A 23,742-nucleotide genomic window follows, 5' to 3' on the forward strand; every position below is an offset into this window, starting at 1 on the left:
ATCGGCAGGGCGGCATCCGCCTACGGGCGGGGATAGCCGAAGGTGTCGAGGGTCAGGTCGAACGGCTCGGGGAGATGGACGGCCTCGCCGAACTTGCCCGCGTGCAGCAGGCGGTACTTGCCGTCGCTGGGCTCGCCGTACAGGTGGATGGTGGGGCTGCCCGTGGCGTGCGGGTCGATGAGCAGGTAGAGCGGGATGCCCGCCGCGGCATACCCGTTGAGTTTGGAGACGCGGTCGTTGACCGCGTTCGACTTCGATGTGATCTCGACGACCAGCTCGGCGGCTCCTGCGGGAACGTAGTTCTCCCCCGTGGGGATCACCTCGCTCGGTAGCACCACGAGGTCCGGGACGTAGAGCCCGATGCGGCTCGGGACGGCCACGTTGAGGGTCTGGAAGACCTCCCAGTCGTCGGGGATCACGGTGAACAGGCGTCGCTGCACCGACACAGCGATCAAGTTGTGGTTGTTGGCGGGCGGTGGTGCCACGGTGACGATCCCCTCGATGATCTCCACCTTGCAGCCCTCCGGCACGTCCGTCTCCTCCCAAAGACGGACAACCGCGTCCCAGTCGTCACCGCTCGGGGGCTGGTGCTCGACTGCGAGTGCGCTCATGGTGTGCTCCTATCGGTTCGTCACCGATCCCAGCATGCCGAACGGGACCGGCAAGGGTCTACCGGTCCCGTTCACTCGAAAGGGAAGCCGCAGGTCAGGCGATGCGGTCCAGCACGATCGGCGTGGCGGTGAAGGCCGTGCCCGCCGGGGCGACGTCGTACGAGCCCTTCAGGGAGGCCAGGGCGTAGTCGAACTTCTCCGGGGTGTCCGTGTGCAGGGTCATCAGCGGCTGGCCCTCGGTCACCGTGTCGCCCGGCTTCGCGTGGAGCTCGATGCCCGCGCCCGCCTGCACCGGGTCCTCCTTGCGGGCGCGGCCCGCGCCCAGACGCCAGGCGCCGACGCCCACCGCGTACGCGTCGAGGCGGGTCAGGACGCCGGAGGCGGAGGCGGTGACCACATGCTGCTCGCGGGCCACGGGCAGGGCCGCGTCCGGGTCGCCGCCCTGGGCCGCGATCATCCGGCGCCAGTGGTCCATCGCGGAGCCGTCGGCCAGGGCCTTCGCCGGGTCGGCGTCCTTGATGCCCGCGGCGTCCAGCATCTCCTTGGCCAGGGCGATGGTCAGCTCGACCACGTCCGCCGGGCCGCCGCCCGCGAGGACCTCCACCGACTCGCGGACCTCCAGCGCGTTTCCGGCTGTCAGGCCGAGCGGGGTCGACATGTCGGTGAGCAGGGCGACGGTCTTGACGCCCGAGTCGGTGCCCAGGCCCACCATGGTCCGCGCCAGCTCGCGCGCGTCCTCGATGTTCTTCATGAAGGCGCCGCTGCCGACCTTGACGTCGAGGACGAGCGAGCCGGTGCCCTCGGCGATCTTCTTCGACATGATCGAGGAGGCGATCAGCGGGATGGCCTCGACCGTGCCGGTCACGTCGCGCAGGGCGTAGAGCTTCTTGTCCGCCGGGGCCAGGCCGTCGCCCGCCGCGCAGATGACCGCGCCGGTGGTGTCCAGGACGTGCAGCATCTCCTCGTTGGACAGCAGCGCGCGCCAGCCGGGGATGGACTCCAGCTTGTCCAGGGTGCCGCCGGTGTGGCCGAGCCCGCGGCCGGACAGCTGCGGCACGGCCGCGCCGCACGCGGCGACGAGCGGGGCCAGCGGCAGCGTGATCTTGTCGCCGACACCGCCGGTGGAGTGCTTGTCGGCGGTGGGGCGGGAGAGGGAGTCGAAGTTCATGCGCTCGCCGGAGGCGATCATCGCCGCCGTCCAGCGGGCGATCTCGGTCCGGTTCATCCCGTTGAGCAGGATGGCCATCGCCAGCGCCGACATCTGCTCGTCGGCGACGACACCGCGGGTGTACGCGTCGATGACCCAGTCGATCTGCTCGGGGCTCAGCTCACCGCGGTCCCGCTTGGTCCGGATGACGGAGATGACGTCCATGTGGTGCTTCCTTCTACGCGCATAGAGAGAGGGGTTTGCGGAAGTACGACGGCCCTCCGCCCGGCAGGGCGGAGGGCCGTCGGCACGGCTATCTCAAGTGGTCCGGCCCGAAGGCCTGCGGCAACATCTCCGCCAGCGGGAGGATCCCCTTCGGGGTCTCCACCAGCAGTTCCGGTCCGCCGAACTCGAAGAGCAGCTGCCGGCACCGGCCGCACGGGACGAGGATCTCGCCCCGGCCGTCGACGCAGGTGAAGTGCGTCAGCCGGCCGCCGCCCGTGGCCTGGAGGGAGGACACCAGGCCGCACTCGGCGCACAGGCTGAGTCCGTAGCTCGCGTTCTCGACGTTGCAGCCGACGACGGTCCTGCCGTCCTCGACCAGGGCCGCGACACCGACCGGGAAGCCCGAGTACGGGGCGTAGGCCCGGGACATGGCGTCCCGGGCGGCCTCGCGCAGGGCCTCCCAGTCGACGGTGGGCGCGCTTGTCACTTGCCCTGGCCCTTGCGGTACGGCATGCCGTCCGCCTTCGGCATCCGCAGCCGCTGCGCCGACAGTGCGAGGACCAGCAGGGTGGTCACGTACGGGGCGGCGTCCACGAACTGGCTGGGCACCGAGTCGGTGACCGCGTACCAGAGGAACAGCAGCGCGGCGCAGACCGCCGAGATGCCGGCCTGGAGGTGCTTCTTCTTGTACAGCTGCCAGACGCAGACCAGCACCAGCAGGATCGCGATCAGCAGCAGCATCGCGTGGACGTTCGTCGCGCCACCGCGCAGCTTGAGGCTGTCGATGAAGCCGAACAGGCCCGCGCCCAGCGCCATGCCGCCCGGCATCCAGTTGCCGAAGATCATGGCGGCGAGGCCGATGTAGCCGCGGCCGCCGGTCTGGCCCTCCTGGTAGATGGGGCTGGCGACCTCGGACAGGTACACGCCGCCGAGGCCCGCCAGGGCGCCCGAGACGATCACGGCGATGTACTTGTACTTGTAGACGTTGACGCCGAGGGACTCCGCCGCGATGGGGTTCTCACCGCAGGAGCGCAGCCGCAGGCCGAAGGTGGTCCGCCACAGCACCCACCAGGTGCCCGGGATGAGCAGCAGGGCGACGACGGTCAGCAGCGAGAGCTCGGTGACCAGGCCGCCGATGACGCCGGCGAGGTCCGAGACGAAGAACCAGTGCTTGCCCTGGAGATCGGACATCCAGTCGGACAGCCCCGGCACGGTGATCTTGTAGATCGGCTCGACCTGCGGGGACTGCTTGGAGGAGCCACCCGGGGCCTCGGCGAAGGTGAAGTTCGACAGGTACTGGGTGAATCCCAGCGCCAGGATGTTGATGGCCACACCGGAGACGATGTGGTTGACGTTGAACGTCACGGTGATGATCGCGTGCAGCAGGCCGCCGAGGGCGCCGCCGGCGATGCCGACGAGCACACCGGTCCAGGGACCCCACTGGTAGCCGGCCCAGGCACCGAACCAGGTGCCGAGGATCATCATGCCCTCGAGGCCGATGTTGACGACGCCCGCGCGCTCGGCCCACAGGCCGCCGAGGCCGGCGAGGCCGATCGGGACGGCGAGGGACAGGGCGCCGGATACCTGGCCGACCGAGGTCAGGTCGTTGGCCCCGCTGATCAGGCGGACCAGCGAGACCAGCGCGAGGCCGCCCGCGATGATCAGCATGATCCAGGGCAGGGTGAGCTTCTTGCGGCCGCCGGACTTCTTCGGGGCGGCGGCCGTCGCGGAGACAGTGCTGGTGCTCACGCCGCGACCTCCTTGTCGGTCTTGATGGCGTGCCCGGCGGCGAGCTCCTCGCCGACCTTCTGCTGCTGGCGCCGGATGCCGTAGCGGCGGACGAGTTCGTACGAGACGACGACCGCGATGACGATCAGGCCCTTCATGATCGTGCCGATCTCCTTCGCGTAGCCGGCCTGGTCGAGCGAGGCCGAGGCCTTGTCGATGAAGGCCATCAGGAACGCGGCGAAGAGGATGCCGACCGGGCTGTTGCGGCCGAGCAGCGCGATGGTGATGCCGGTGAAGCCGACACCGACCGGGAAGGCCAGGTTGTAGGTGTGCGTCTCGCCGAGCAGCTGCGGCATGCCGGCGAGGCCGGCGACCGCGCCGGAGATGAGCATCGAGGTGATGATCATCTTCTTGGCGTCGACGCCGGAGGCCTGCGCGGCGGACTCGCTGGCGCCGGTGGCGCGCAGGTCGAAGCCGAAGCGGGTCCGGTTGAGCACGAACCAGTAGACGATGCCGAGGGCGAAGGCCACGAAGGTGAAGCCGTAGATCTCCAGCCCGTCGCCGAGGGAGACCGCCGGGAACCAGCCCGACTCGGCGATGTCGCCGGTCGTGAGGTCGTTGGAGCCCTCGAGCTGGACGCCGAGGTTCTTCGGCAGCATCAGCCAGGCGATCAGGCTGGTCGCGATGGCGTTCAGCATGATCGTGGAGACGACCTCGCTGACCCCGCGCTTGGCCTTGAGGACACCGGCGATGCCGGACCAGAAGGCACCGACGAGCATCGCCACGAGGATGATCAGCAGCAGGTGCAGCGGGCCGGGCAGGACCACGGCCGTACCGACCACGGCGGAGAGCATCGCCGCGAGGCGGTACTGGCCGTCGACGCCGATGTTGAACAGGTTCATCCTGAACCCGATGGCCACGGCCAGGGCGGCCAGGTAGTACGTGCCGGCCTGGTTCACGATGAGGACCTGGACGTCCTCGTAGCCGGCGTTCTCCACCATCAGGCGCAGCGGCTCGATCGGGTCGATGCCCGTCGCCGCCAGCACGATCACGGTCAGCAGGAAGGCGCTGACCAGGGCGAGCACGGGCCCGGCCAAGCCGAGGAGCAGCCGGTCCTTGTCGAATTTCTTCATCGGGCCTCGTCCTCCGGTGCATCGGTACCGGGCTCGGTACCGGCGGCGGAGTGGTTGTCGGTTGCTTCCAGGTGCCCCGAGGCGGCGCCGGTCATGGCGGTGCCGAGCTCCTCCGGGGTGACGGTCGCGGGGTCGGCGTCCGCGACCAGGCGGCCGCGGTAGATCACCCGCAGGGTGTCGGACAGGCCGATGAGCTCGTCCAGGTCCGCGGAGATGAGCAGGACGGCCAGGCCCTCGCGGCGGGCCTCGCGGATCGCGTCCCAGATCTGCGCCTGCGCGCCGACGTCCACACCGCGGGTGGGGTGGGCGGCGATCAGGAACTTCGGGTTGTGGCTCATCTCGCGGCCGACGATCAGCTTCTGCTGGTTGCCGCCGGAGAGCGAGGCCGCGGTGACCTCGATGCCGGGCGTGCGGACGTCGTACTCGCGCACGATCCGCTCGGTGTCCTTGCGGGCCGCCTTGATGTCGAGGATGCCGCGCTTGGAGTTGGGCGCCTCGGTGACGTGGCCCAGGATGCGGTTCTCCCACAGCGGGGACTCCAGCAGCAGGCCGTGCCGGTGCCGGTCCTCGGGGATGTAGCCGATGCCGGCCACGCGGCGCTTGCGCACCGGCTCGCTCGTGATGTCCGCGCCGTCCAGCCTGACCACGCCCGCGTCGGGGGTGTTCATGCCCATCAGCGCTTCGATCAGCTCGGTCTGGCCGTTGCCTTCGACACCGGCGATGCCGAGGACCTCGCCCTTGTGGATGGTGAAGGTGACGTCGTTCAGCACCAGCCGGCCCACGGGCACGTTCTCGTGCACGTACGTGTCGTCGGTCGCACCGTCGGCCGGGGTCATCGCCACGGGCGCGGTCGGGACCCCCGTCTCGGCCAGGGTCAGGCCCCTGACCTCCAGCATCGGCGTGGTGGTGACCGTGGACTCGCGGGTCTCGGGCGAGGGGAGTTCGGCGCCGACCATCAGCTCGGCGAGCTGCTTGGTGGTGGCCGTCCTCGGGTCGGCGGTGCCGACCGTGGTGCCGCGCCGGATGACCGTGATGTCGTCGGCGACCTTCAGCACCTCGCCCAGCTTGTGCGAGATGAAGATGACCGTCAGGCCCTCTGCCTTGAGCTCGCGCAGGTTGTCGAAGAGCGCGTCCACTTCCTGCGGCACGAGCACGGCGGTCGGCTCGTCGAGGATGAGGATCTTGGCGCCGCGGTAGAGGACCTTGAGGATCTCCACGCGCTGGCGGTCGGCGACGCCCAGGTCCTCGACCAGGGCGTCGGGACGCACGCCGAGGCCGTAGGCGTCCGAGATCTCCTGGATCTTCTTACGGGCCTTGGCACCGATGCCGTACAGCTTCTCGCCGCCGAGAACCACGTTCTCCAGGACGGTGAGGTTGTCGGCGAGCATGAAGTGCTGGTGGACCATGCCGATGCCGCGGGCGATGGCGTCGCCGGGGCTGCTGAAGGAGACCTGCTCCCCGTCGATGGCGATGGTGCCCTCGTCCGGCTTCTGCATGCCGTAGAGGATCTTCATCAGGGTCGACTTGCCGGCGCCGTTCTCGCCGATCAAGGCATGGACCGTGCCCTTGCGGACGGTGATCGCGATGTCCTTGTTGGCGACGACGCCGGGGAAGCGCTTGGTGATGCCGTGCAGTTCTACGGCGGGGGGCGGGCTGGACGCGTTGATGACGCACTCTCCTTGGCGCGGAAGGAGCGGGAGGCAGGGGGACAGGGCGGGGAGTGAAAGTATCGCGTCCACGATGCTTCTACGCGCGTAGCACTGTCGGAAGTGAAAACTTGAGGCCGACCGGCCACAAGCGACACGGAACACGGCTCGGGGCCCGGGAGCGATAGAGACCGCTTCCCGGACCCCGGAGACCAGAACTACCTGTCAGGAAAGGCCTTACGGCGCGGTCTTGACGTTGATCTTCTTGGCGATGATGTCGGCCTTGGCCTTCTCCACCGCGGCGATGACGTCGGTCATCTCCTTGTACTTCGGGTTGGAGTCGGCCAGGCCGACGCCGTTCTTGTCCAGGCCGTAGCGGATCTCACCGGTGGTCGGCTTGCCGTCCTTGACCGACTTGATCAGGTCGAAGACGGAGTCCGCGACGTCCTTGGTGACCGAGGTCAGGATCGCGTCCTTGTACTTCGCCAGACCCGCCTGGTTGTACTGGTCGGAGTCGACGCCGATGGCCCACTTGCCCTTGGCCGAGGCGGCCTCGATGGCACCGGAGCCGGCCAGACCGGCGGCGGCGTAGACCACGTCGGCGCCCGCGTCGAGCTGACCCTGCGCGGCGGCCTTGCCGAGGTCGGGCTTGGCGAAACCGTCGAAGTTCGGCGGCTGGGTCAGGTACTGGGACAGCACCTTGGCGTTCGGGTTGGTGTCCTTGACGCCCTGCGTGAAGCCCGCCTCGAACTTCTTGATCAGCGGAACCTCGACACCGCCGATGAAGCCGACCGTGCCGGTCTTGGAGACCTTGGCGGCGGCGACGCCGGCCAGGTAGGAGCCCTGCTCCTCGTTGAAGACGAGGTTGGCGATGTTCGGGCCGGTCACCGAGGTGTCGTCGATGATGCCGAACGTGGTGTCCGGGAACTTCGGCGCGACCTTCTTGATGGCCGGGGCGTACGCGAAACCGACGCCGATGACCGGGTTGTTGCCCTTGCGGGCGAGCTCGGTGAGGCGCTGGACCTTGTCGGCCTCGCCCTCGCCGTCGGTGGGCTCCGCCTCGGCGCCCTTGATCTTCAGCTCCGACTCGGCCTTCTGCAGGCCGGCGTACGCGGCATCGTTGAACGACTGGTCGCCGCGGCCACCGATGTCGTACGCGATGGCGGCGCTGGCTTCCTTCGAGTCCGAAGATCCGGTGTCCGACGACTTCTTACCGCCACAGGCGGTGGCCGAGAGGGCCAGCGCGGCGGACGCGAGGCCCACGGTGGCGATCCTGGTGATCCGGCGCAAGGGGAGGCTCCTTCAAAACCTGACCGAAGCGCCACGACCGGCGCTGGTTTCGCGGCGATCGTAACGCGCGTAGATGTCAGTTAAAGGCCCGTTCATGAGTCGTTATCGGATCGTCGCGAACCGGACAGTGACCAATCGGTAACTGGTCTTGTGCCCAGCCCTTGTGTACCAAGGGCTGGACACCTCCGCCGCGATCAGTGCGGATGCTGTACCGGAAGCCCGGGTGACGTGCTCACGGCCGTTACCTGACGACCCCCGCACGCCGCGCGTCCAGCAGCGCCGCGGCCGTGAAGAACTCGACGCCGACGGCGATCGCGGACTCGTCCACATCGAAGTCGCCCCGGTGCAGGTCGTGCTTGGCGGTGTCCCCGGGCCGGCGGACGCCGAGGCGGGCCATGGCACCCGGGACGTGCTCCAGGTACCAGGAGAAGTCCTCGCCGCCCAGGCTCTGCTCGGTGTCCTCGACCGACCCCGCGCCACAGCGGACCGTCATCGCCTCGCGGAGCAGTTCGGTGACCACCGGGTCGTTGACGACCGGGGGCACCCCGCGCACGTGGTTGATCTCGAACTTGGCCCCGTGCATCGTCGCGACCTCGTCGATGGCCGCGTGGATCATGTCCGGCGCCTCGTGCCAGGCGTTCAGGTCCAGGCACCGTACGGTTCCGGACAGCTCGGCGTGCATCGGGATGACGTTGCAGGCGTGCCCGGCCTCGATCCGGCCCCAGGTGACCGACATCCCCGAGCGCGCGTCCATCCGCCGGGTCAGCAGCGCCGGGACGTCCACGGCCACCCGGGCTGCGGCCGTCACCAGGTCGGTGGTCAGGTGCGGGCGCGCGGTGTGCCCGCCGGAGCCGGAGAGGGTGACCTCCAGCCGGTCGCAGGCGGAGGTGATGGGGCCCGGCCGCAGCCCGATCCGCCCGGCGTCGACCCGGGGGTCGCAGTGCACGGCGATCATCTTGCCCACGCCGTCCAGCACCCCGGACTCGATGGCCTCGGTCGCCCCGCCCGGGAGCACCTCCTCGGCGGGCTGGAAGAGCAGGCGCACGGGACGGGGCAGCAGGCCCTGGCGGTCGAGCTCGGCGAGGACCAGTCCGGCGCCGAGCACGATCGCGGTGTGCACGTCGTGCCCGCAGGCGTGGGCGCGGTCCGGGAAGGTCGAGCGGTACGAGACGTGCGTCTTGGCATCCGGGATGGGCAGGGCGTCGATGTCCGCGCGCAGGGCCAGCATCGGCCGCACGCCCGCCCGTCGCCCACCACCACCCTCAAACGAGCTGCGCGCCCCTTCTGACTCCCAGGTCCCCACGTCACAGATCAGGCCGGTTCCGGACTTCAGCACCCGTGGGCGCAGGCCGGCTTTCTCGAGCCGGGCCTTGATCGCCGCCGTGGTGCGGAATTCCTGGTGTCCGAGCTCCGGGTGCATGTGCAAGTCCCGGCGGAAGGCGATCAGTTCGGCACGCAGGTGGTCCGGAAGCTTGCCGGGCAGCTCGGGCCGCTCGGACACGGCGGGCTGGGCGGTCTGGGACTCGCGGGACATCAACTGGTTCACCTGTTGAAGGGTAGGCGCACCAATGGCCCAACTGGCTGAGGATCACGAAAAGTTCATGCCGTTAGGGGAAAGAAACCCGGCCTCTGGACGCATGACCGGATGCGCCCGGGGGTACACTCGCCCGCTCATCCGGCCGCGGGAGCGGCCTGAGCGGGCAGTCTGCGCACATCACGGGCGCTGTCGGTGACCCCCGCGAGGAAGCCGCGGGCGCGCGGCGAGGCGGACCCGGTGAGCCAGTCGGGGTCGATATCGCATACGGCCACGGTCACACCGGTGCCGGTGAGCGCGTACGGCAGGGTGTGGACGACGGTGGACGGAAAGCTGACGATGGTGCGGCCGACCGGACCGCGCCGTGCGATCAGCTCCAGCGGCAGGTCGGGACGTACGATCTCCAGCCCGGTCGCCTCGCTCAGCGTGCGCAGCTTCTCCGGGGACTCCCGGCGGTGCGCGAAGTAGCGGGTGGCGCCGTGCACACGGGTCAGGGTGCGCACCGCGTCCAGGTAGCAGGCCGGGTCCACCACGCCCGTCTCCACGAGCGAGGTGCCGACCAGGTCGGTGCCCTTGGTCAGGCGCGGCGGGCCGAAGCGGGCCCGGGTCCAGGCGAAGTCGTTGATCCGCAGCGTCATGGCGCCGTGGGCGGTCACGGGCATCGAGGTGAACACCTCGACGTGCCGGGCTGCTTTTGTGCCGGTGGCCTCGGCGGCCGTGAAGCGGCGCCGGGCGGTCGCCGAGACCGGTGCGTACGCCAGTTCGCGCACCCGGCCCGCGAGCCCGCCGCCGCCGACCCGGTGCCAGCGCACCAGGCGCTCGCCGCGGGCGGTCTGGGCGATGAACTCCATGGTGGCGGTGCCGTCGTCGACCACCACGAGCCGCTCGGCCCGTACCAGGGTGAGCAGCAGCTGGACGTAGCGGGAGAAGGGGTCGCCCACGACGACCGTGTGCGCCGCGCGGACGTCGCCCGCCAGGGCGGCGAGCGCCTTCAGCGGTGCGAGCCGGCCGCCGCGGGCCTCCTGCCAGCGGACCTCGTGCCCCTCGTCGCGGGCGAGCGCGGCCATCCGGCGCAGCTGGCCGCGGGACATGGGGTCGGTGGGCGGCAGTACGACGATCCGCACCGGCCCCGCGCTGCGGACCTGGCTGGGAACGCCGTCGAGCAGCGGACGGCCGTCCGCCGGGGCGGCGGCGCGCGCGTGGATCCACTCCAGCACGTTGAGCAGTTGGACCGGACTCTCGACGAAAGCCAGCGTGGGGCCGGAAGGGGTCACCGCGTACTCCTCATCTCAGGGTGGACCGCGGGGCGGACCGCAGGTCAGACGGCCGCGAGCTCACCCTGCACGCGGCGGAGCTTCTTCATGGGGCCGAGCTCGGACTCGTAGACGCGCTTGACTCCGTCGCCCAGGGCGGTCTCGATGGTGCGGATGTCGCGGACCAGGCGGGTGAGGCCGCCGGGCTCGACGGAGGCGGCCTGGTCGGAGCCCCACATCGCGCGGTCGAGGGTGATGTGGCGCTCGACGAAGGTGGCGCCGAGGGCAACGGCGGCCAGCGTGGTCTGCAGGCCCGTCTCGTGGCCGGAGTAGCCGATCGGGACGTTGGGGTACTCCTCCTGGAGGGTGTTGATGACCCGCAGGTTGAGCTCCTCGGCCTTGGCCGGGTACGTCGAAGTGGCGTGACAGAGAAGGATGTTGTCGCTGCCGAGCACCTCCACCGCGTGGCGGATCTGCTTCTGCGTGGACATGCCGGTGGACAGGACGACGGTGCGGCCGGTGGCGCGCAGGGCGCGCAGCAGCTCGTCGTCGGTCAGCGAGGCGGAGGCCACCTTGTGGGCGGGGAGGTCGAACTTCTCCAGGAAGGCGACGGCCTCGGTGTCCCACGGGGAGGCGAACCAGTCGATGCCGCGGGTGGCGCAGTGCTCGTCGATGGCGCGGTACTCGTCCTCGCCGAACTCCACCTTGTGGCGGTAGTCGATGTAGGTCATGCGGCCCCAGGGGGTGTCGCGCTCGATGTCCCACTGGTCGCGGGGGGTGCAGATCTCGGGGGTGCGCTTCTGGAACTTCACGGCGTCGCAGCCGGCTTCGGCGGCGGCGTCGATCAGGGCGAAGGCGTTGCCGAGGTCGCCGTTGTGGTTGATGCCGATCTCGCCGACGACGTACACGGGCCGGCCGGGGCCCGCAGTGCGCGATCCGAAGGTACGGAGGCGGGTGTTGGGGGAGGCGGTCATGACAGGTGACGTCCTTCGGTGCGGGGGTACGAGAGCGGGTGTTTCGGGTGCGGCGTGGGGTGTGGCGTGGGGTGTGGCGGGTGTGGCGGGTGTGCCGGGTGCCGCGTGGGGTGTGCGCTGCGGGTCGGGTCGTACGTCGAGGAGGGGGGCGAGCAGGCGGGCGCGCTCCAGGTCGTGCGGGTCGTCGATCTCCAGGACCCGCGCGGGGTCGGTGGCGACGGGGAGCGTGCGTCCGAAGAAGCGGTGGCGGGCGGTGCGGAAGCCGGCGGCGTCCATGGCGTAGGCGGCGCCGGTCTCCAGCAGGTCCTGGGGCCGGTCCTGGCGCCGGGGGCGGTACGTCGTCTCGTGGTTGACCCCGGTGCCGAAGCCGTCGGGGTCCTCGCGCCAGAGGAAGCCGTGGAAGGGGGCCGCGGTCAGGGCCGAGTCGGCGGCGCCGGAGGCGACGGCCGCGGCGACCGCCTCGACGTCGGAGGCGGCCAGGAAGGGGCTGGTGCACTGGACGAGGAGGACCACGTCCACGGACACGGAGTGCAGTTCCTCGAAGGCGGTGAGGGCGTGCAGGAGGGCGGCCTCGCTGCTCGCGGTGTCGCCGGAGATCGCGGTGGGGCGGGTGATCACGCCGGCGCCCGCGGCGCGGGCCGCGGCCGCGATGCCGGCGGCGTCGGTGGAGACCACCACGTCGGTGACGGTCGGCGCGGCGAGGCAGGCCCGGACGGCGCGGGCGACGAGCGGGGTGCCGGCGACCTCGGCGAGGTTCTTGCCGGGGACCCCCTTGGAGCCGCCGCGCGCCGGGATGACGGCGAGGACGCGGGGGCTCACAGCTCCCCCATCCGGCGGATCACGGGGGCCACGCGCTGCACTCCGTGCCGGTAGGCCCCGCGGGCGGCGTCGCGCAGATGGGCGCGGAGCCTGCGGCGCAGGCGGGACTGTCCCGCCGTCTCGCGCACCGCGCCGGGCAGCGGGGTGCCGTCGGGCGCGAGGTGCTGCCGGGCGAGGATCCCGGGCAGGTACCGGGGTGCGGTGGTGAGCGTGTAGTACGGGTCGGGCGCCGGCAGGACGGGCTCGGCCAGCAGCGCGGCGACCTTCGCCCGGGCGGCCGCGTACGGGTCCCCGGCTCCGGTGACGCCCTGGGCCGCCAGCCAGTCCGCGTCGGCCCGCGGGAGCAGTCCGGCGTCGAGCTGGTCCCAGGAGGCCAGGCAGCCGGAGCCCAGGAAGTGGTGGTTGCCGAGGGCTTCGCGGATGCCGAGGTCGGTGAGGACGGCCGTCGGGATGGAGCGGTGCAGGGACTCCAGGGCGGCGGTGGAGGAGACGGTGACCAGCAGGTCGGTGCCGTCCAGGACCTCGCCCATGTTCCCGTACACCAGGCGGCAGTTGGGCGGGAGGCCGCCGGGGAGCTTGGCGGCGAGCCGCTGGTAGGGCTGCTCCTCCAGGTGCGTGGTGTGCTCGCCGGGGCGGCTGCGCAGCTTGATCAGCACCTCGCGGTCCGGGTGCAGCCGCGCGTGCCCGGCGGCCCGCTCCAGCAGGTAGGTGCGGTCGGCGCGGCTGTCGGGCACGGAGGGCTGGACGGCGAAGACGACCGTGTGGGTCCGCGGTCCGGCCGGCTCGTACGGCGCCCCGCCGAGGAAGGGCAGTGCGGTCTCGGTGACGGCGCCCGCGTCCGCGCCGACCCCCTCGTACACGGCCCGGAACCGCTCCGCGTCGTGGCGGGAGTTGGCCAGCACGAGGTCGGCGCCGTGCCGCAGCAGCAGGCCGTCGGCGAGCTTCTCGTATACGACGCCCACGTACCCGGTGACGAGGACGGGGCGGCCGGCCGGCTCGGGCCACAGGGCGCGGGCCCCGTGCAGGACGGCCTGGACGGCCCCGCCGACGAGGGCGAGGACGACCACGTCGTAGCGCTCCCGGCCGATCTCGGTCAGGAACTCCGCGCAGGTCACCTCGGTCGGCCGGTCACCCTGGACACCCACTTCGCCGAGCTGGCGCGCGGTGGGTGTGGCACGTCCGCGCAGCAGGAATCCGGCGAGCTGGTGGTCGGGCACGAGACGGCGGGCGGTGAGTGCGCCCCATTTCCATCGCGTGTCGGAATCGGCGATAACGGCGACGCGTTTGCGTTCTGGCACGCGGCAGAAGCTATTCCGCAAATTCGGTGATCGGCCCAACGAACGCACAACAGCGGGTTAACAACGCGTCGACGGAATGCGAAAGCGCGCGGGTTAACGCGCCCGCCGCACGCCGTTCACGTGGAATCCGAGTCGGGGTCACAGTGAATGCCGGGCGGCGTCCTAATGTCTCACGGGTGCCCAAGCTCTCTGTTGTCGTGCCGTTCTACAACGTGCAGACATATGCACCAGATGCCCTGAAGAGTCTCGAACTCAATGCCCGGGACGATTTCGAATTCCTGCTCGTCGACGACTGTTCGACGGACGGGACCCCCGGCCTGCTCGAGCGGGCGGTGCGCGAGCTGCCCGGGGCGGTGCTCCTCAGACACGAGCGCAACGGCGGCCTGGCCACCGCCCGGAACACCGGTCTGGACGCGGCGAGCGGCGAGTACCTCGCCTTCCTGGACGGGGACGACTGGCTGGCCCCGGGCCACCTGGCCCGCACCCTGACCGCCATAGAGGCCCTGAACTGCGATTTCGTCCGCACCGACCATGTGAAGTGCACCGGCAGGTCGAGGACCGTGCAGCGCGTCCCGTACGGCCCGGAGGCGGTCGTCGCCGATCCGCGCACCGCGATCCTGCCCGCCGACCGGGCCACCTCGGTGGACTACCCGTACGCCTGGGCCGGGATGTACCACCGGCGGCTGCTGGACCGCGGGCTGCTGCACTTCACCCACGGCCTGCGGACCGCGGAGGACCGGCCGTGGATCTGGCGGCTGCACCGGGAGGCGGAATCCTTCGCCGCGGTCGGAATGCCCGGAATCTTCTACCGGCGCGGGGTTGCCACCTCATTGACGCAGATCGGCGACGAACGGCAGCTCGATTTCATTCGCGCATTTGATCAAGTGCTCTCGGATACCGCGGCGGACGTAGAATCCGACCTGCTGCTCCCGAAAGCCGTCCGAACATATTGCGCGATTATCGCGCATCATTTCGGATCCATCGAGAGGTTCGAACCGGACGTGGCCAGAAAACTCCGCTCCATGAGCACGGACGCGCTCGGCCGCATGCCGCAGGACGTGCTCGACCTGGTCCTGGACTCGATGGACGTGGAGCGCTCCACCCTGCTGCGCCGTGTGCGCGGCCGCCGCCGCACGACCGCCCCGGGGGCGAACGCCTGATGCCCACCCAGCTCTTCCTGGCCTCCACCCTCTACGGAGCCGCCACCCTCGCCGCCGGCATCGACGCCGGCGTCTTCCCGCCCTCCGCCCGCCGGATCCTGCTGACCAGCAACCACTCCGTCACCGCCGAGGTCAGCCCCGGGGTGGCGGACATGCCCGGATTCGACGCCCTGCGCCCCCGCTTCGACGAGGTCCTCGACTGGAACCGGGTCATCGAGCCGCAGCACCCGAGCACCTGGAACCCGCGCGCGGAGGACGTCCCGCTGTGGGAACGGCAGCTGCGCGCCCTGTGGGGCCTCGGCGAGGACCGCGTCGAACTGATCGTGGAGTCCCTCCAGGTGCCGCCCGCCCAGGCCCTGTGCCGGATCTTCCCCGGCGCCGCCGTCGACGTGTACGCCGACGGCCTGATGAGCTACGGCCCCACGCGCATCCGCCTCGACCCGCAGCTCGGGATGCGCGTGCGCCGCGTCCTGCACCTGGACCTGGTACCCGGGCTGGAGCCGCTGCTCCTGACCGAGTTCGGGGTGCGGGTCGAACTGGTGCCGTCGGAGGCGTTCCTGAAGGTGCTGGCGGAGCTGCCCTCGCAGGACACCGCCCTGGACGGCATCGGGGAGTCCCCCGCCCTCCTGCTCGGCCAGTACCTGTCGGCGCTCGACCTCATGACCCCCGAGCAGGAGGAGGAGCTGCACGTCTCGATGGTCCGCGGCGCCCACGCCCTGGGCCACACCGAGCTGGTCTTCAAACCGCACCCCAGCGCCCCGGTCGCCTACTCCCGCCGCGCGGAGGAGGAGGCCGGGCGGCTCGGCGCCCGGATGACGGTGGTCGACACTCCGTTCCTGGCCGAGACCCTCTACCAGCGGCTGCGCCCGGCCCTGGTCGTCGGCTGCTTCTCCACCGGCCTGCTGACCGCCGCCACGCTGTACGGGCTCCCGGTGGCGCGGACCGGCACGGACGCCATACTGGCCCGCCTCACCCCGTACCCCAACAGCAACCGCGTACCGCTGGCCCTGGTGGACGCCCTGCTCCCCGACCTGGCCGACGCGGACGCCGTGCGCGCCTGGACTCCCCCGACGCCCGAGCACGTCCGCGCGGAGCCGGCCGGGCTGCTGACGGCGGTCGGGTTCACCATGCAGCCGCAGATCCTCGCCGCCCGGCGGCCGGCGGCCGAGGCCTACCTGTCCCGGCACCTGACCGGCCGCACCTGGCGGTACTTCACCCGCCGCCGGCTCACCGCGCTCGGGCTGCCGGGCGGCATCCCCGCCCAGCTGTCGTTCCTGCCCCGCAGCCGGGCGGTGCGGCGCATGGCCCGCCGGCTGCGCCGCGTCCTGCGCTGAGGCCGGGGGCCCGGCCGGGCCGGGCCCCCGGCCTCAGCTGACGGCGAGCTTGGCCGCGAACCCGAGGAACAGCACGCCCGCCGCCGAGGTGGCCCCGGCCGACAGCCGCTTGCGGCGGCGGAACGCGGCGGACAGCCGGGTCCCGGTGAAGATCAGCGTGGACAGGTAGAGGAAGCTCGCCAGCTGGGACAGCGTGCCCAGCAGCAGGAACGACAGCGCGGGGTAGGCGTAGCCGGGGTCCACGAACTGCACGAAGAAGGACAGCAGGAACAGGATCGCCTTCGGGTTGAACAGGCTCACCACCAGCGCCCGCCGGTACGGCCGCTCCAGGCCGCCGGCCGGCTCCGCGCCGGTGAGCAGCTCCTCCTGCCGCGCCTTGCGGTTCCGCCACATCCCCCAGGCGGCCCGCATCATCCCCACGGCCAGCCACGCCAGGTAGCCGGCGCCGAGGAACTTCACCACGGTGAACAGCAGCGGGCTCGCCTGGAGCAGCGCCCCCGCGCCCGCCGCGGTCAGCACCATCAGCACGGTGTCCCCGGTGAACACCCCGCAGGCGGCCTTGTAGCCCTCCTTCACCCCGCGGCGCGCGGCGACGGACAGCACATAGAGCGAGTTCGGCCCCGGCAGCAGAACGATCAGCACCAGGCCGGCGAGATAAGTCGGAAGATCTGTCACACCCAGCATGCGCAGGAGTGTCCCATAAGGACGCACCTGTCAGAAGGGAGGTGTCACCAGGTGGAATCGGCCGGGGTGTAGGTGCCCCACACCTCGCGCAGCGCCCCGCACACCTCCCCCACCGTCGCCCGCGCCCGCAGCGCCTCCTTCATCGGATAGAGCACGTTCACCGACGGCTCCGCGGCCGCCTCCCGCAGCCGGGCCAGCGCCGCCCCCACCGCCTCCGCGTCCCGCTCCGCGCGCAGCCGGACCAGCGCCGCGCACTGCCGCGCCTCGATCTCGGGGTCCACGCGCAGCGGCTCGTACGGCTCCTCCCGCTCCAGGGCGAAGCGGTTGACCCCGACCACCACCCGCTCCCCGCCGTCGGTCTCCCGCGCGATGCGGTAGGCGTTGCGCTCGATCTCCGCCTTCTGGAACCCGGCCTCGATCGCGGCCACCGCACCGCCCCGGGCCTCGACCTGCCCCATCAGGTCGAGCGCGGCCGCCTCCAGGTCGTCCGTCATCCGCTCCACCGCGTACGACCCGGCGAAGGGGTCCACGGTGTGCGGCACGTCCGTCTCGTACGCGAGGACCTGCTGGGTGCGCAGCGCGAGGCGGGCCGACTTCTCGGTGGGCAGCGCGATCGCCTCGTCGAAGGAGTTGGTGTGCAGCGACTGCGTGCCGCCCAGTACGGCGGCCAGCGCCTGCACGGCCACCCGTACGAGGTTCAGCTCGGGCTGCTGCGCGGTCAGCTGGACCCCGGCCGTCTGGGTGTGGAAGCGCAGCATCAGCGACTTCGGGTCCCGCGCGCCGAACTCCTCGCGCATGACCCGGGCCCAGATCCGCCGGGCCGCGCGGAACTTCGCGACCTCTTCGAGCAGGGTGGTGCGGGCGACGAAGAAGAAGGAGAGCCGGGGCGCGAACTCGTCGACCGCCATCCCGGCTTCGAGGGCCGTACGGACGTACGCGATGCCGTCGGCGAGGGTGAAGGCCACCTCCTGCACGGGCGAGGCACCCGCTTCGGCCATGTGGTAGCCGGAGATGGAGATGGTGTTCCACTTGGGGATCTCGGCCCGGCAGTAGCGGAAGGTGTCGGCCGTCAGCCGCAGCGAGGGCCCGGGCGGGAAGATGTACGTGCCGCGCGCGATGTACTCCTTCAGCACGTCGTTCTGGACCGTGCCCGTCAGCTGCGCGCCCGAGATGCCCTGTTCCTCCGCGACGAGTTGGTAGAGCAGCAGGAGCAGCGCCGCGGGCGCGTTGATGGTCATGGAGGTCGAGACCCGGTCGAGGGGGATCCCGTCGAACAGCGTCCGCATGTCGTCGAGGGAGTCGACGGCCACCCCGACCTTGCCGACCTCGCCGTGCGCGAGGGGCGCGTCGGAGTCGTGGCCCATCTGCGTCGGCAGGTCGAAGGCGACGGACAGCCCGGTCCCGCCGCCCTCGATGAGCTGCCGGTAGCGGGCGTTGGACTCGGCGGCCGTGCCGAAGCCGGCGTACTGCCGCATGGTCCAGGGCCGACCGGTGTACATGGTCGGATAAATCCCCCTGGTGTAGGGGAAATCCCCCGGCGCGCCCAGCTCGAACCGCGGGATCCACCCCGTCAGGTCGGCGGGCCCGTAGACGGGTTCGATCGGAATTCCGCTCTCGGTGCGTGCCATGTGACGAAGACCTCCGTGGAGCAACCGGGCCCGGGACTGGTACAACCGTTCCGCTTCGTAAGCCTGCGGTCGGCTGCTGGTCACAATGGCGCAACATCCCGGGACCCAGTGCAACTCTCCACGCGTGCGAGGCATCACCTAGATACACAACGTAGAAATCGGGGGACAGCTCATGCACCGCCAGAGAGTCATATTCCGCACGCTCGGGGTGGCCACCGCCGTCGCGCTCGCCGCGACCGCCTGTGGGCCGCAGAAGTCGGAGTCCGCGGGCTCCGCTTCATCGGCCCCCTCTACGCCCGCGGCGGGCGCCTCCCCCGAATCCTCCCCGTCCACCGACAACAAGCCGGCCTCGCCGTCCCCGTCGGCCTCCGCCTCCGCCTCCGCGTCCCCGTCCGCCTCTCCTTCGCCGACGGTGAAGCAGGTCATGGCCAACGGCGACGACAGCGAGCAGGTGCGCGAGCTCCAGGCCCGCCTGAAGCAGCTCAAGCTGATGTCGGTCGCGCCGACCGGCTTCTACGGGACCAAGACCACCGCGGCCGTGAAGTCCTACCAGTCGAAGAACGGGCTGAACCCCACCGGTTCGGTCGACGAGGCCACCTGGAAGAAGATCCAGGGCGCCACGAAGAAGCCGACCGCCGACGAGCTGCGCCCGCCGACGGTGAACGAGGCCGACGCGCCCGACCCGCGCTGCATGGAGGGCCGGGTCATGTGCATCAGCAAGGAGAGCCGCACGCTCGCCTTCATGATCGACGGCAAGATCATCTCCACCATGGACGTGCGCTTCGGCTCGGAGAACACCCCCACGCGCGAGGGCGTCTTCAAGGTGGACCGCAAGGAGAAGGAGTGGACGTCCACGCTCTACCACACGTCCATGCCGTACTCGATGTTCTTCAGCGGCGGCCAGGCCGTGCACTACTCGGCCGACTTCGCGGCCCGCGGCTACGCCGGCGCCTCGCACGGCTGCGTGAACGTCCGGGACAAGGGCAAGCTGGCCGCCGTCTTCAACCAGGTGCAGGCCGGCGACAAGGTCGTCGTCTACTGGTGAGACCGGGGGCCGCGCGGACCGCTCGGTCCGCGTGGTCCGAATGTCAGAGGCGCGGGCAGGGCCGGGGGAACGTGCCCCGCCCGCGCCGGTTGCGCAGAGCCCAGGGGTACGGGGGGAACCCCGGCTCATGCGCGGCCGATGACCAGTCGGCTCGTTATGTACTGCGCCACGGATTCGAAAAGTGTTACAGGCGGGACGCGACCGGAGCCGGATCCCTCAGCATCCGGCCGACCGGGGGGCTGTCCGCCGGAGCGCTCGGGCCGTTCGTGCGCCCGTCGTCGTGGACGACGCCGTCCAGCAGCGCCTCGCAGTAGAACGGAATGCGCGACAGGCCCTTGGCCAGGCGGGACAGCCGCTCGCGCCGGTCGTCGTTGAGGTGTCCGGCCCGGTAGTCGTGGCACAGGTCCACCGCCCGGCGCTGGTTCTCCCGGTCCCGGTCGCGGTCGCGGCTGGTGCTCTCGCCGCCGGAGCCGTCCGGCAGTCCGTCCGTACGGAACGTGCCGTCCTTCTCCCCGTCCTTGCCGTCCCGGCCGTGCTCGCCGCCGCCCGTGCCGCCGACGGCGGACGTACCGGACGAGCCGCCGCCCTGAGTGTCGCCGCCGGATCCCGTGAAGCCCTCCGTACCGGGAGGCTGCGGGGTGCCCGGGACGAGCGTGGGACCGGAGCCCTCCCGCAGGGGGGTGGGCCGCAGCTGCGGGTCGAGCGTCGAGCCCCCGGCGCCGTCGCCCTGGGCCGGGTCGCCGTCGGCGCTCACCGACATCGCGGGACCCGGACCCGCGGTGTCGTGCCCGGGCCGGTCCAGCAGGCCGGCCGCGGCCGCCGCGGCGAGACCGCCGACCGCGACGCTCGCCAGGGCCGCGGCCAGGCCGAAGCGCACCGCCCGGGTGCGCCGGGGTGCGGGCACCCGCAGGGCAGCGGCGCGGCCGAGGGCTACCAGGGGTTCGCCGGAGCGGTCCGTCGTCGCGGAGGGCGGCCCGGAGGCGGGGAGTCCGGAGGACGCGGGCGCGCCCGCGGCGTGCGCCGCGCGGAAGGCGGCCAGCGCGGCGGCCTCGCCGGGCAGTTCGCCGGCCGCCGGAGCGGCCGGGGCGAGGCTGTCGAGGGCGGCCCGCAGCCGGGCGGCTTCGCTCCGGGCACGCGGATCGGCGGCCGGACCCACAGGTTCCACCGGTTCGCCGCGCAGCAGTCTGTCGGCGGCGGCTTTGTCCAGCCACCTGTCGCGCTCGTCGGCCATCACATGTCCTTCTGCGTCCGCCAACGTGAATGCGTCACACCGGTTTTTTCCACGAGGCCCCCGCCGTGGCCGCGCTGCGCGGGTACGGCATCGAGATCCCTCCCGCCCCTGCCGCCCCGTGCCTGGCCACCGGCATTATGGCCGACGCGGGCGCCCGGATCCGAGCCCCGGCCCCCCTCGTGGTCCGAGTCCGGCTCGAAGCCGCCCTCCGCGCCCTCCGGGCCGAGCAGCTCGGCCAGCTTCTTCAGACCGCGGTGGGCCGCGGTCCGTACCGCGCCGGGCCGCTTGCCGAGGGTCTCGGCCGCGCTCTTGGCGTCCAGGCCGACGACGACCCGCAGGACGACGGCCTCCGCCTGGTCCTGGGGCAGCTGGGCGATGAGCGCCATGGCGCTGCCGGTGGACAGGGACTCCATCGCGGCGCCCGCGGTGTCACAGTCCGCGGCCCAGCCGGTGAGCTCGGTGTCGTCGCCGCCTATGGCGGGGCGGCGGCCGCGCATGCGGATGTGGTCGAGGGCCCGGTTGCGGGCGATGCGCGCGGCCCAGCCGCGGAAGCGGTCGGCGTCGCCGGTGAAGGAGTCCAGGTCGCGGGCGATCTGCAGCCAGGCCTCGGACGCCACGTCCTCCGCGTCGCCGTCGCCGACGAGCGTGCGTACGTATCCGAGCAGGCGTGGGTGCACGGCGCGGTACACAGCACGGAACGCGTTCTCTTCGCCGTCCTGTGCCGCGAGCACCGCGGCGGTCAGCTCCGCGTCGTCCCCCAGCAAAGTCCCCAACCCGTTCACTGTCCTGTACGTCTGGCGCAAATCAGCACGTTACGGCTTTCAAGCACCGCCGTCCACGCGTTGTACAACGAGCAACCATCCCTGCGCGGAGCGAGGTGTGACACAAAACGCACTCGGGACGCTGACAGGGATACGGGCTTGTCGCACGAGCCCGTGACGGATGGTGGCCGGGGCCTCTCCTGTGGGGGGTGGCGGCCTCGGCCGCCCTCCCCTTCCCTAAGGCTCTGACCTGCCGGTTTGTGGTACCCACCCCGTCCGCATGGCCAACCGCGTGACCAACGCGTCCGGTGGCTCATCCGATCCGCCCCAAACCGATGCGCTGAGCCGTTCCCGCCGCCAGCTTGCGCGCCCCTCCACCCGGTGCTTTCCGTACTGCGCCATTGTGTAGCCAGGCGAGTGATGCCTCACATTCGGCAGGGGGTGATCCCGTCTTTGCGGGGCATGTATCCGTCCCGCGCGAAGATCGGGTCGTGATCGTCCCAGACTGCGCCAACCTTCTCCTTCCACATCTCCTGGCGCTCCCGCTGAACCTTCAAGACGCTCATCAGCGCCTGGTCGACATAGATGATCGCGGAGTCGTCCCCGTCCTTGGTGAGACTTCTGCCAGCCGTCTGGGACGTAGAGGCCGCGTACGGCATCCGCAATCCGCAGGCGCCCGATAGCGACATTCCGAAAGGCACGGTCGACAAGAAGTCCGCCGGGATCTTGTTTGCCCATCTTGCCGATTGAGAATTGCCAGTTGCAAGAGATTCGCCGCCCCGGCCACCATGGGGAAGGGGCGGCGCGTCGACCCTTCAGGGTCGCCCCGTGTAGACCAGTCGCTAGAGACGGCGAGTTGACGCGCAGCGGGTACAGGAACAGATCGCTCGGGGCGTCCGGCGCCGTACGCTCTTCGTGAGGTCTCACGTCCCAGGAGAGTGGATACGAGTATGCCCCGCGTGCTGGAGGAGCAAGAGGAGATCGGCGGCCGGATTCGTCGGCGCCGACTGATGATGGGCCTGACTCAGGCCGACCTCGGCGCGGCCCTAGGGAAGACCCAGGGCTGGGTGTCGAAGGTGGAGAAGGGGCTCATCGAGCTGGATCGGTCCGCACTGATCAGCCGCCTGGCAGCCGCGCTGCACTGCCACCCCAACGACCTGATCCGCCGCCCGTACGACCATCGCCCGACCGGCGAGAACCGTTGGCAGGAGTCCGCCCTGCTCATTGTCCGAGAGCTGCGCCGATACGACCTGGCCCCCACATTCGTCGGAACGCCCCGGCCGGCCGCCGACCTGTGGCGGGAAACGGTGCGCTTGTCCCGACTTCGAGATGCCGCTGCGTCGACGGCCGTCATGAAGTCCGTTCCTGACCTGCTGAGGGAGAGCCGAGCCCTGGCCGAGGTCGCCAGCGGTAGCGAGCAGGAAGACGCGTGGGCCATGTACGCGGTTCTGTGCAAGTTTGCCCATACTGCCGCAAACGCCCTCGGACATGCCGAGCTGACGGCCCTGGCCTGCGAGCGGGCGGAGTGGGCGGCCCGGCTCTCAGGCGATCCGCTTATGCAGACCGTCGCCGCTGGTGTACGCGTATCCAGCATGTGGGCATCGGCCGACTACGACGACGCCTTGGCTTTGGGCGACAAGTCCCTGGTCGGCATTCAGGACACCTACGAGGCTGGTGACCCGCTTGCCCTGAGCGTGTGGGGCGCAGCGCAGCTCCGCGCGGCCGTTTCCGCTTCCAGAGACGGGAATCGGGACGAGACCGCCGCCCGTATCGGCTACGCCAAAGAAGCCGCGAGTCGCATGGACGCTCTGACCGAGCGACCCTTCGACCGCTACAACCTGAACTTCAGCACGGGCAACGTCACCATCCATGGCATTGCGGTAGAGCTTGAGATGGGCAACCACGTCAACGCCCTGGATCTCAACGAGCAGGCCAACCCCCAGCAGATCGCAACCCTGCCCAACTCCCGGCGCGGGCACCATCACATGGATCTGGCGCGCGCCTACATGTGGGAGAACCAACGCGACAAGGCGTTCACCGAGTTGGCCGAGGCTGAGCGGTTGGCTCGCGAGTTGGTCACCAACCATCCGGTTGCCCGCGCGACGCTCCGCAAGATCCTTCACTCTGAACGCTCCGCGACTCGGGAGGCGCAGCGACTCATGGCGAGCCGCTTCCACATCGACACCTGAACCAGCCTCACCTGTTGGTCAATTGGGGGTGCACGCAACCTGCGTGCACCCC

General features: G+C 70.9%; 20 protein-coding genes and 1 pseudogene. 4 read left to right on the top strand and 17 right to left on the bottom strand.

The window, feature by feature from the left end; genetic code table 11:
- Window positions 1-20 precede the first annotated feature (20 nt).
- The 12 genes and pseudogenes from ACFWP3_RS05980 to ACFWP3_RS06035 all read right to left on the bottom strand — a co-directional run bounded on the left by ACFWP3_RS05980 (window position 21) and on the right by ACFWP3_RS06035 (window position 13,658).
- Window positions 21-611 (bottom strand): Uma2 family endonuclease, encoded by a 591-nt coding sequence (locus ACFWP3_RS05980; protein WP_384216623.1) that lies wholly within the window; start codon window positions 609-611, stop codon window positions 21-23.
- 94 nt (window positions 612-705) lie between these two features.
- A complete protein-coding gene (locus ACFWP3_RS05985) occupies window positions 706-1,983 on the bottom strand; it encodes a thymidine phosphorylase (protein WP_384216625.1) in 1,278 nt (425 codons plus the stop codon).
- Between the two features lie 88 nt (window positions 1,984-2,071).
- Window positions 2,072-2,470 carry a cytidine deaminase gene (locus ACFWP3_RS05990; protein WP_069921639.1) on the bottom strand — a complete coding sequence of 133 codons (399 nt, stop codon included), beginning with the start codon at window positions 2,468-2,470 and terminating at the stop codon, window positions 2,072-2,074.
- A complete protein-coding gene (locus tag ACFWP3_RS05995) occupies window positions 2,467-3,732 on the bottom strand; it encodes an ABC transporter permease (protein WP_384216627.1) in 1,266 nt (421 codons plus the stop codon). The genes ACFWP3_RS05990 and ACFWP3_RS05995 overlap by 4 nt, the downstream gene beginning before the upstream one ends.
- Window positions 3,729-4,844, bottom strand: coding sequence for an ABC transporter permease (locus ACFWP3_RS06000; protein ID WP_384216629.1), 1,116 nt, complete (start codon window positions 4,842-4,844; stop codon window positions 3,729-3,731). The genes ACFWP3_RS05995 and ACFWP3_RS06000 overlap by 4 nt, the downstream gene beginning before the upstream one ends.
- Window positions 4,841-6,583 carry an ABC transporter ATP-binding protein gene (locus tag ACFWP3_RS06005; RefSeq protein ID WP_384216631.1) on the bottom strand — a complete coding sequence of 581 codons (1,743 nt, stop codon included), beginning with the start codon at window positions 6,581-6,583 and terminating at the stop codon, window positions 4,841-4,843. Before ACFWP3_RS06005 ends, ACFWP3_RS06000 begins: the two co-directional genes overlap by 4 nt.
- A 144-nt stretch (window positions 6,584-6,727) precedes the next feature.
- Entirely contained in the window at window positions 6,728-7,780 is a 1,053-nt protein-coding gene (locus ACFWP3_RS06010) for a BMP family protein (protein WP_384216633.1), read from the bottom strand.
- A 241-nt stretch (window positions 7,781-8,021) separates the two neighbouring features.
- A complete protein-coding gene (locus ACFWP3_RS06015; RefSeq protein ID WP_384216747.1) occupies window positions 8,022-9,314 on the bottom strand; it encodes an amidohydrolase in 1,293 nt (430 codons plus the stop codon).
- 137 nt (window positions 9,315-9,451) lie between these two features.
- Window positions 9,452-10,588, bottom strand: a complete 1,137-nt coding sequence (locus ACFWP3_RS06020; protein WP_384216634.1) for a hypothetical protein — start codon at window positions 10,586-10,588, stop codon at window positions 9,452-9,454.
- 44 nt (window positions 10,589-10,632) lie between these two features.
- Window positions 10,633-11,541, bottom strand: a complete 909-nt coding sequence (locus ACFWP3_RS06025; protein WP_384216749.1) for an N-acetylneuraminate synthase family protein — start codon at window positions 11,539-11,541, stop codon at window positions 10,633-10,635.
- Window positions 11,542-11,982: 441 nt separating this feature from the next.
- Window positions 11,983-12,360, bottom strand: a pseudogene (locus ACFWP3_RS06030) (cytidylyltransferase domain-containing protein); the annotation flags it as partial.
- The gene (locus ACFWP3_RS06035; RefSeq protein WP_384216637.1) at window positions 12,357-13,658 is read right to left on the bottom strand and encodes a DUF6716 putative glycosyltransferase; all 1,302 of its coding nucleotides are present in this window, start codon (window positions 13,656-13,658) and stop codon (window positions 12,357-12,359) included. The pseudogene ACFWP3_RS06030 and the gene ACFWP3_RS06035, both read right to left, overlap by 4 nt.
- A gap of 176 nt (window positions 13,659-13,834) precedes the next feature.
- Between ACFWP3_RS06035 and ACFWP3_RS06040 the strand changes: the two genes are divergently transcribed.
- Window positions 13,835-14,818 carry a glycosyltransferase family 2 protein gene (locus tag ACFWP3_RS06040; protein WP_384216638.1) on the top strand — a complete coding sequence of 328 codons (984 nt, stop codon included), beginning with the start codon at window positions 13,835-13,837 and terminating at the stop codon, window positions 14,816-14,818.
- Entirely contained in the window at window positions 14,818-16,152 is a 1,335-nt protein-coding gene (locus ACFWP3_RS06045) for a polysialyltransferase family glycosyltransferase (protein ID WP_384216640.1), read from the top strand. Before ACFWP3_RS06040 ends, ACFWP3_RS06045 begins: the two co-directional genes overlap by 1 nt.
- Window positions 16,153-16,185: 33 nt before the next feature.
- Here ACFWP3_RS06045 and leuE read toward each other — a convergent pair whose 3' ends face one another.
- The gene (leuE, locus tag ACFWP3_RS06050; protein ID WP_384216642.1) at window positions 16,186-16,836 is read right to left on the bottom strand and encodes a leucine efflux protein LeuE; all 651 of its coding nucleotides are present in this window, start codon (window positions 16,834-16,836) and stop codon (window positions 16,186-16,188) included.
- A gap of 44 nt (window positions 16,837-16,880) precedes the next feature.
- The gene (locus ACFWP3_RS06055; protein ID WP_384216643.1) at window positions 16,881-18,464 is read right to left on the bottom strand and encodes a methylmalonyl-CoA mutase; all 1,584 of its coding nucleotides are present in this window, start codon (window positions 18,462-18,464) and stop codon (window positions 16,881-16,883) included.
- A 172-nt stretch (window positions 18,465-18,636) separates the two neighbouring features.
- On the opposite strand from ACFWP3_RS06055, the gene ACFWP3_RS06060 reads away from it, so the two are divergent.
- A complete protein-coding gene (locus ACFWP3_RS06060; RefSeq protein WP_384216645.1) occupies window positions 18,637-19,509 on the top strand; it encodes a peptidoglycan-binding protein in 873 nt (290 codons plus the stop codon).
- Window positions 19,510-19,693: 184 nt separating this feature from the next.
- Here the strand turns inward: ACFWP3_RS06060 and ACFWP3_RS06065 are convergent, their stop codons facing one another.
- The 3 genes from ACFWP3_RS06065 to ACFWP3_RS06075 all read right to left on the bottom strand — a co-directional run bounded on the left by ACFWP3_RS06065 (window position 19,694) and on the right by ACFWP3_RS06075 (window position 22,211).
- Window positions 19,694-20,740 carry a hypothetical protein gene (locus ACFWP3_RS06065; protein ID WP_384216647.1) on the bottom strand — a complete coding sequence of 349 codons (1,047 nt, stop codon included), beginning with the start codon at window positions 20,738-20,740 and terminating at the stop codon, window positions 19,694-19,696.
- Entirely contained in the window at window positions 20,740-21,504 is a 765-nt protein-coding gene (locus tag ACFWP3_RS06070; protein ID WP_384216751.1) for an RNA polymerase sigma factor, read from the bottom strand. The genes ACFWP3_RS06065 and ACFWP3_RS06070 overlap by 1 nt, the downstream gene beginning before the upstream one ends.
- A gap of 422 nt (window positions 21,505-21,926) precedes the next feature.
- Window positions 21,927-22,211, bottom strand: a complete 285-nt coding sequence (locus ACFWP3_RS06075) for a hypothetical protein (protein WP_384216649.1) — start codon at window positions 22,209-22,211, stop codon at window positions 21,927-21,929.
- Window positions 22,212-22,460: 249 nt separating this feature from the next.
- On the opposite strand from ACFWP3_RS06075, the gene ACFWP3_RS06080 reads away from it, so the two are divergent.
- Window positions 22,461-23,690, top strand: a complete 1,230-nt coding sequence (locus tag ACFWP3_RS06080) for a helix-turn-helix domain-containing protein (RefSeq protein WP_384216651.1) — start codon at window positions 22,461-22,463, stop codon at window positions 23,688-23,690.
- The last annotated feature ends 52 nt before the right edge of the window (window positions 23,691-23,742 follow it).

This window comes from Streptomyces sp. NPDC058525, from assembly GCF_042719495.1.
Taxonomy (GTDB): Bacteria; Actinomycetota; Actinomycetes; order Streptomycetales; family Streptomycetaceae; genus Streptomyces.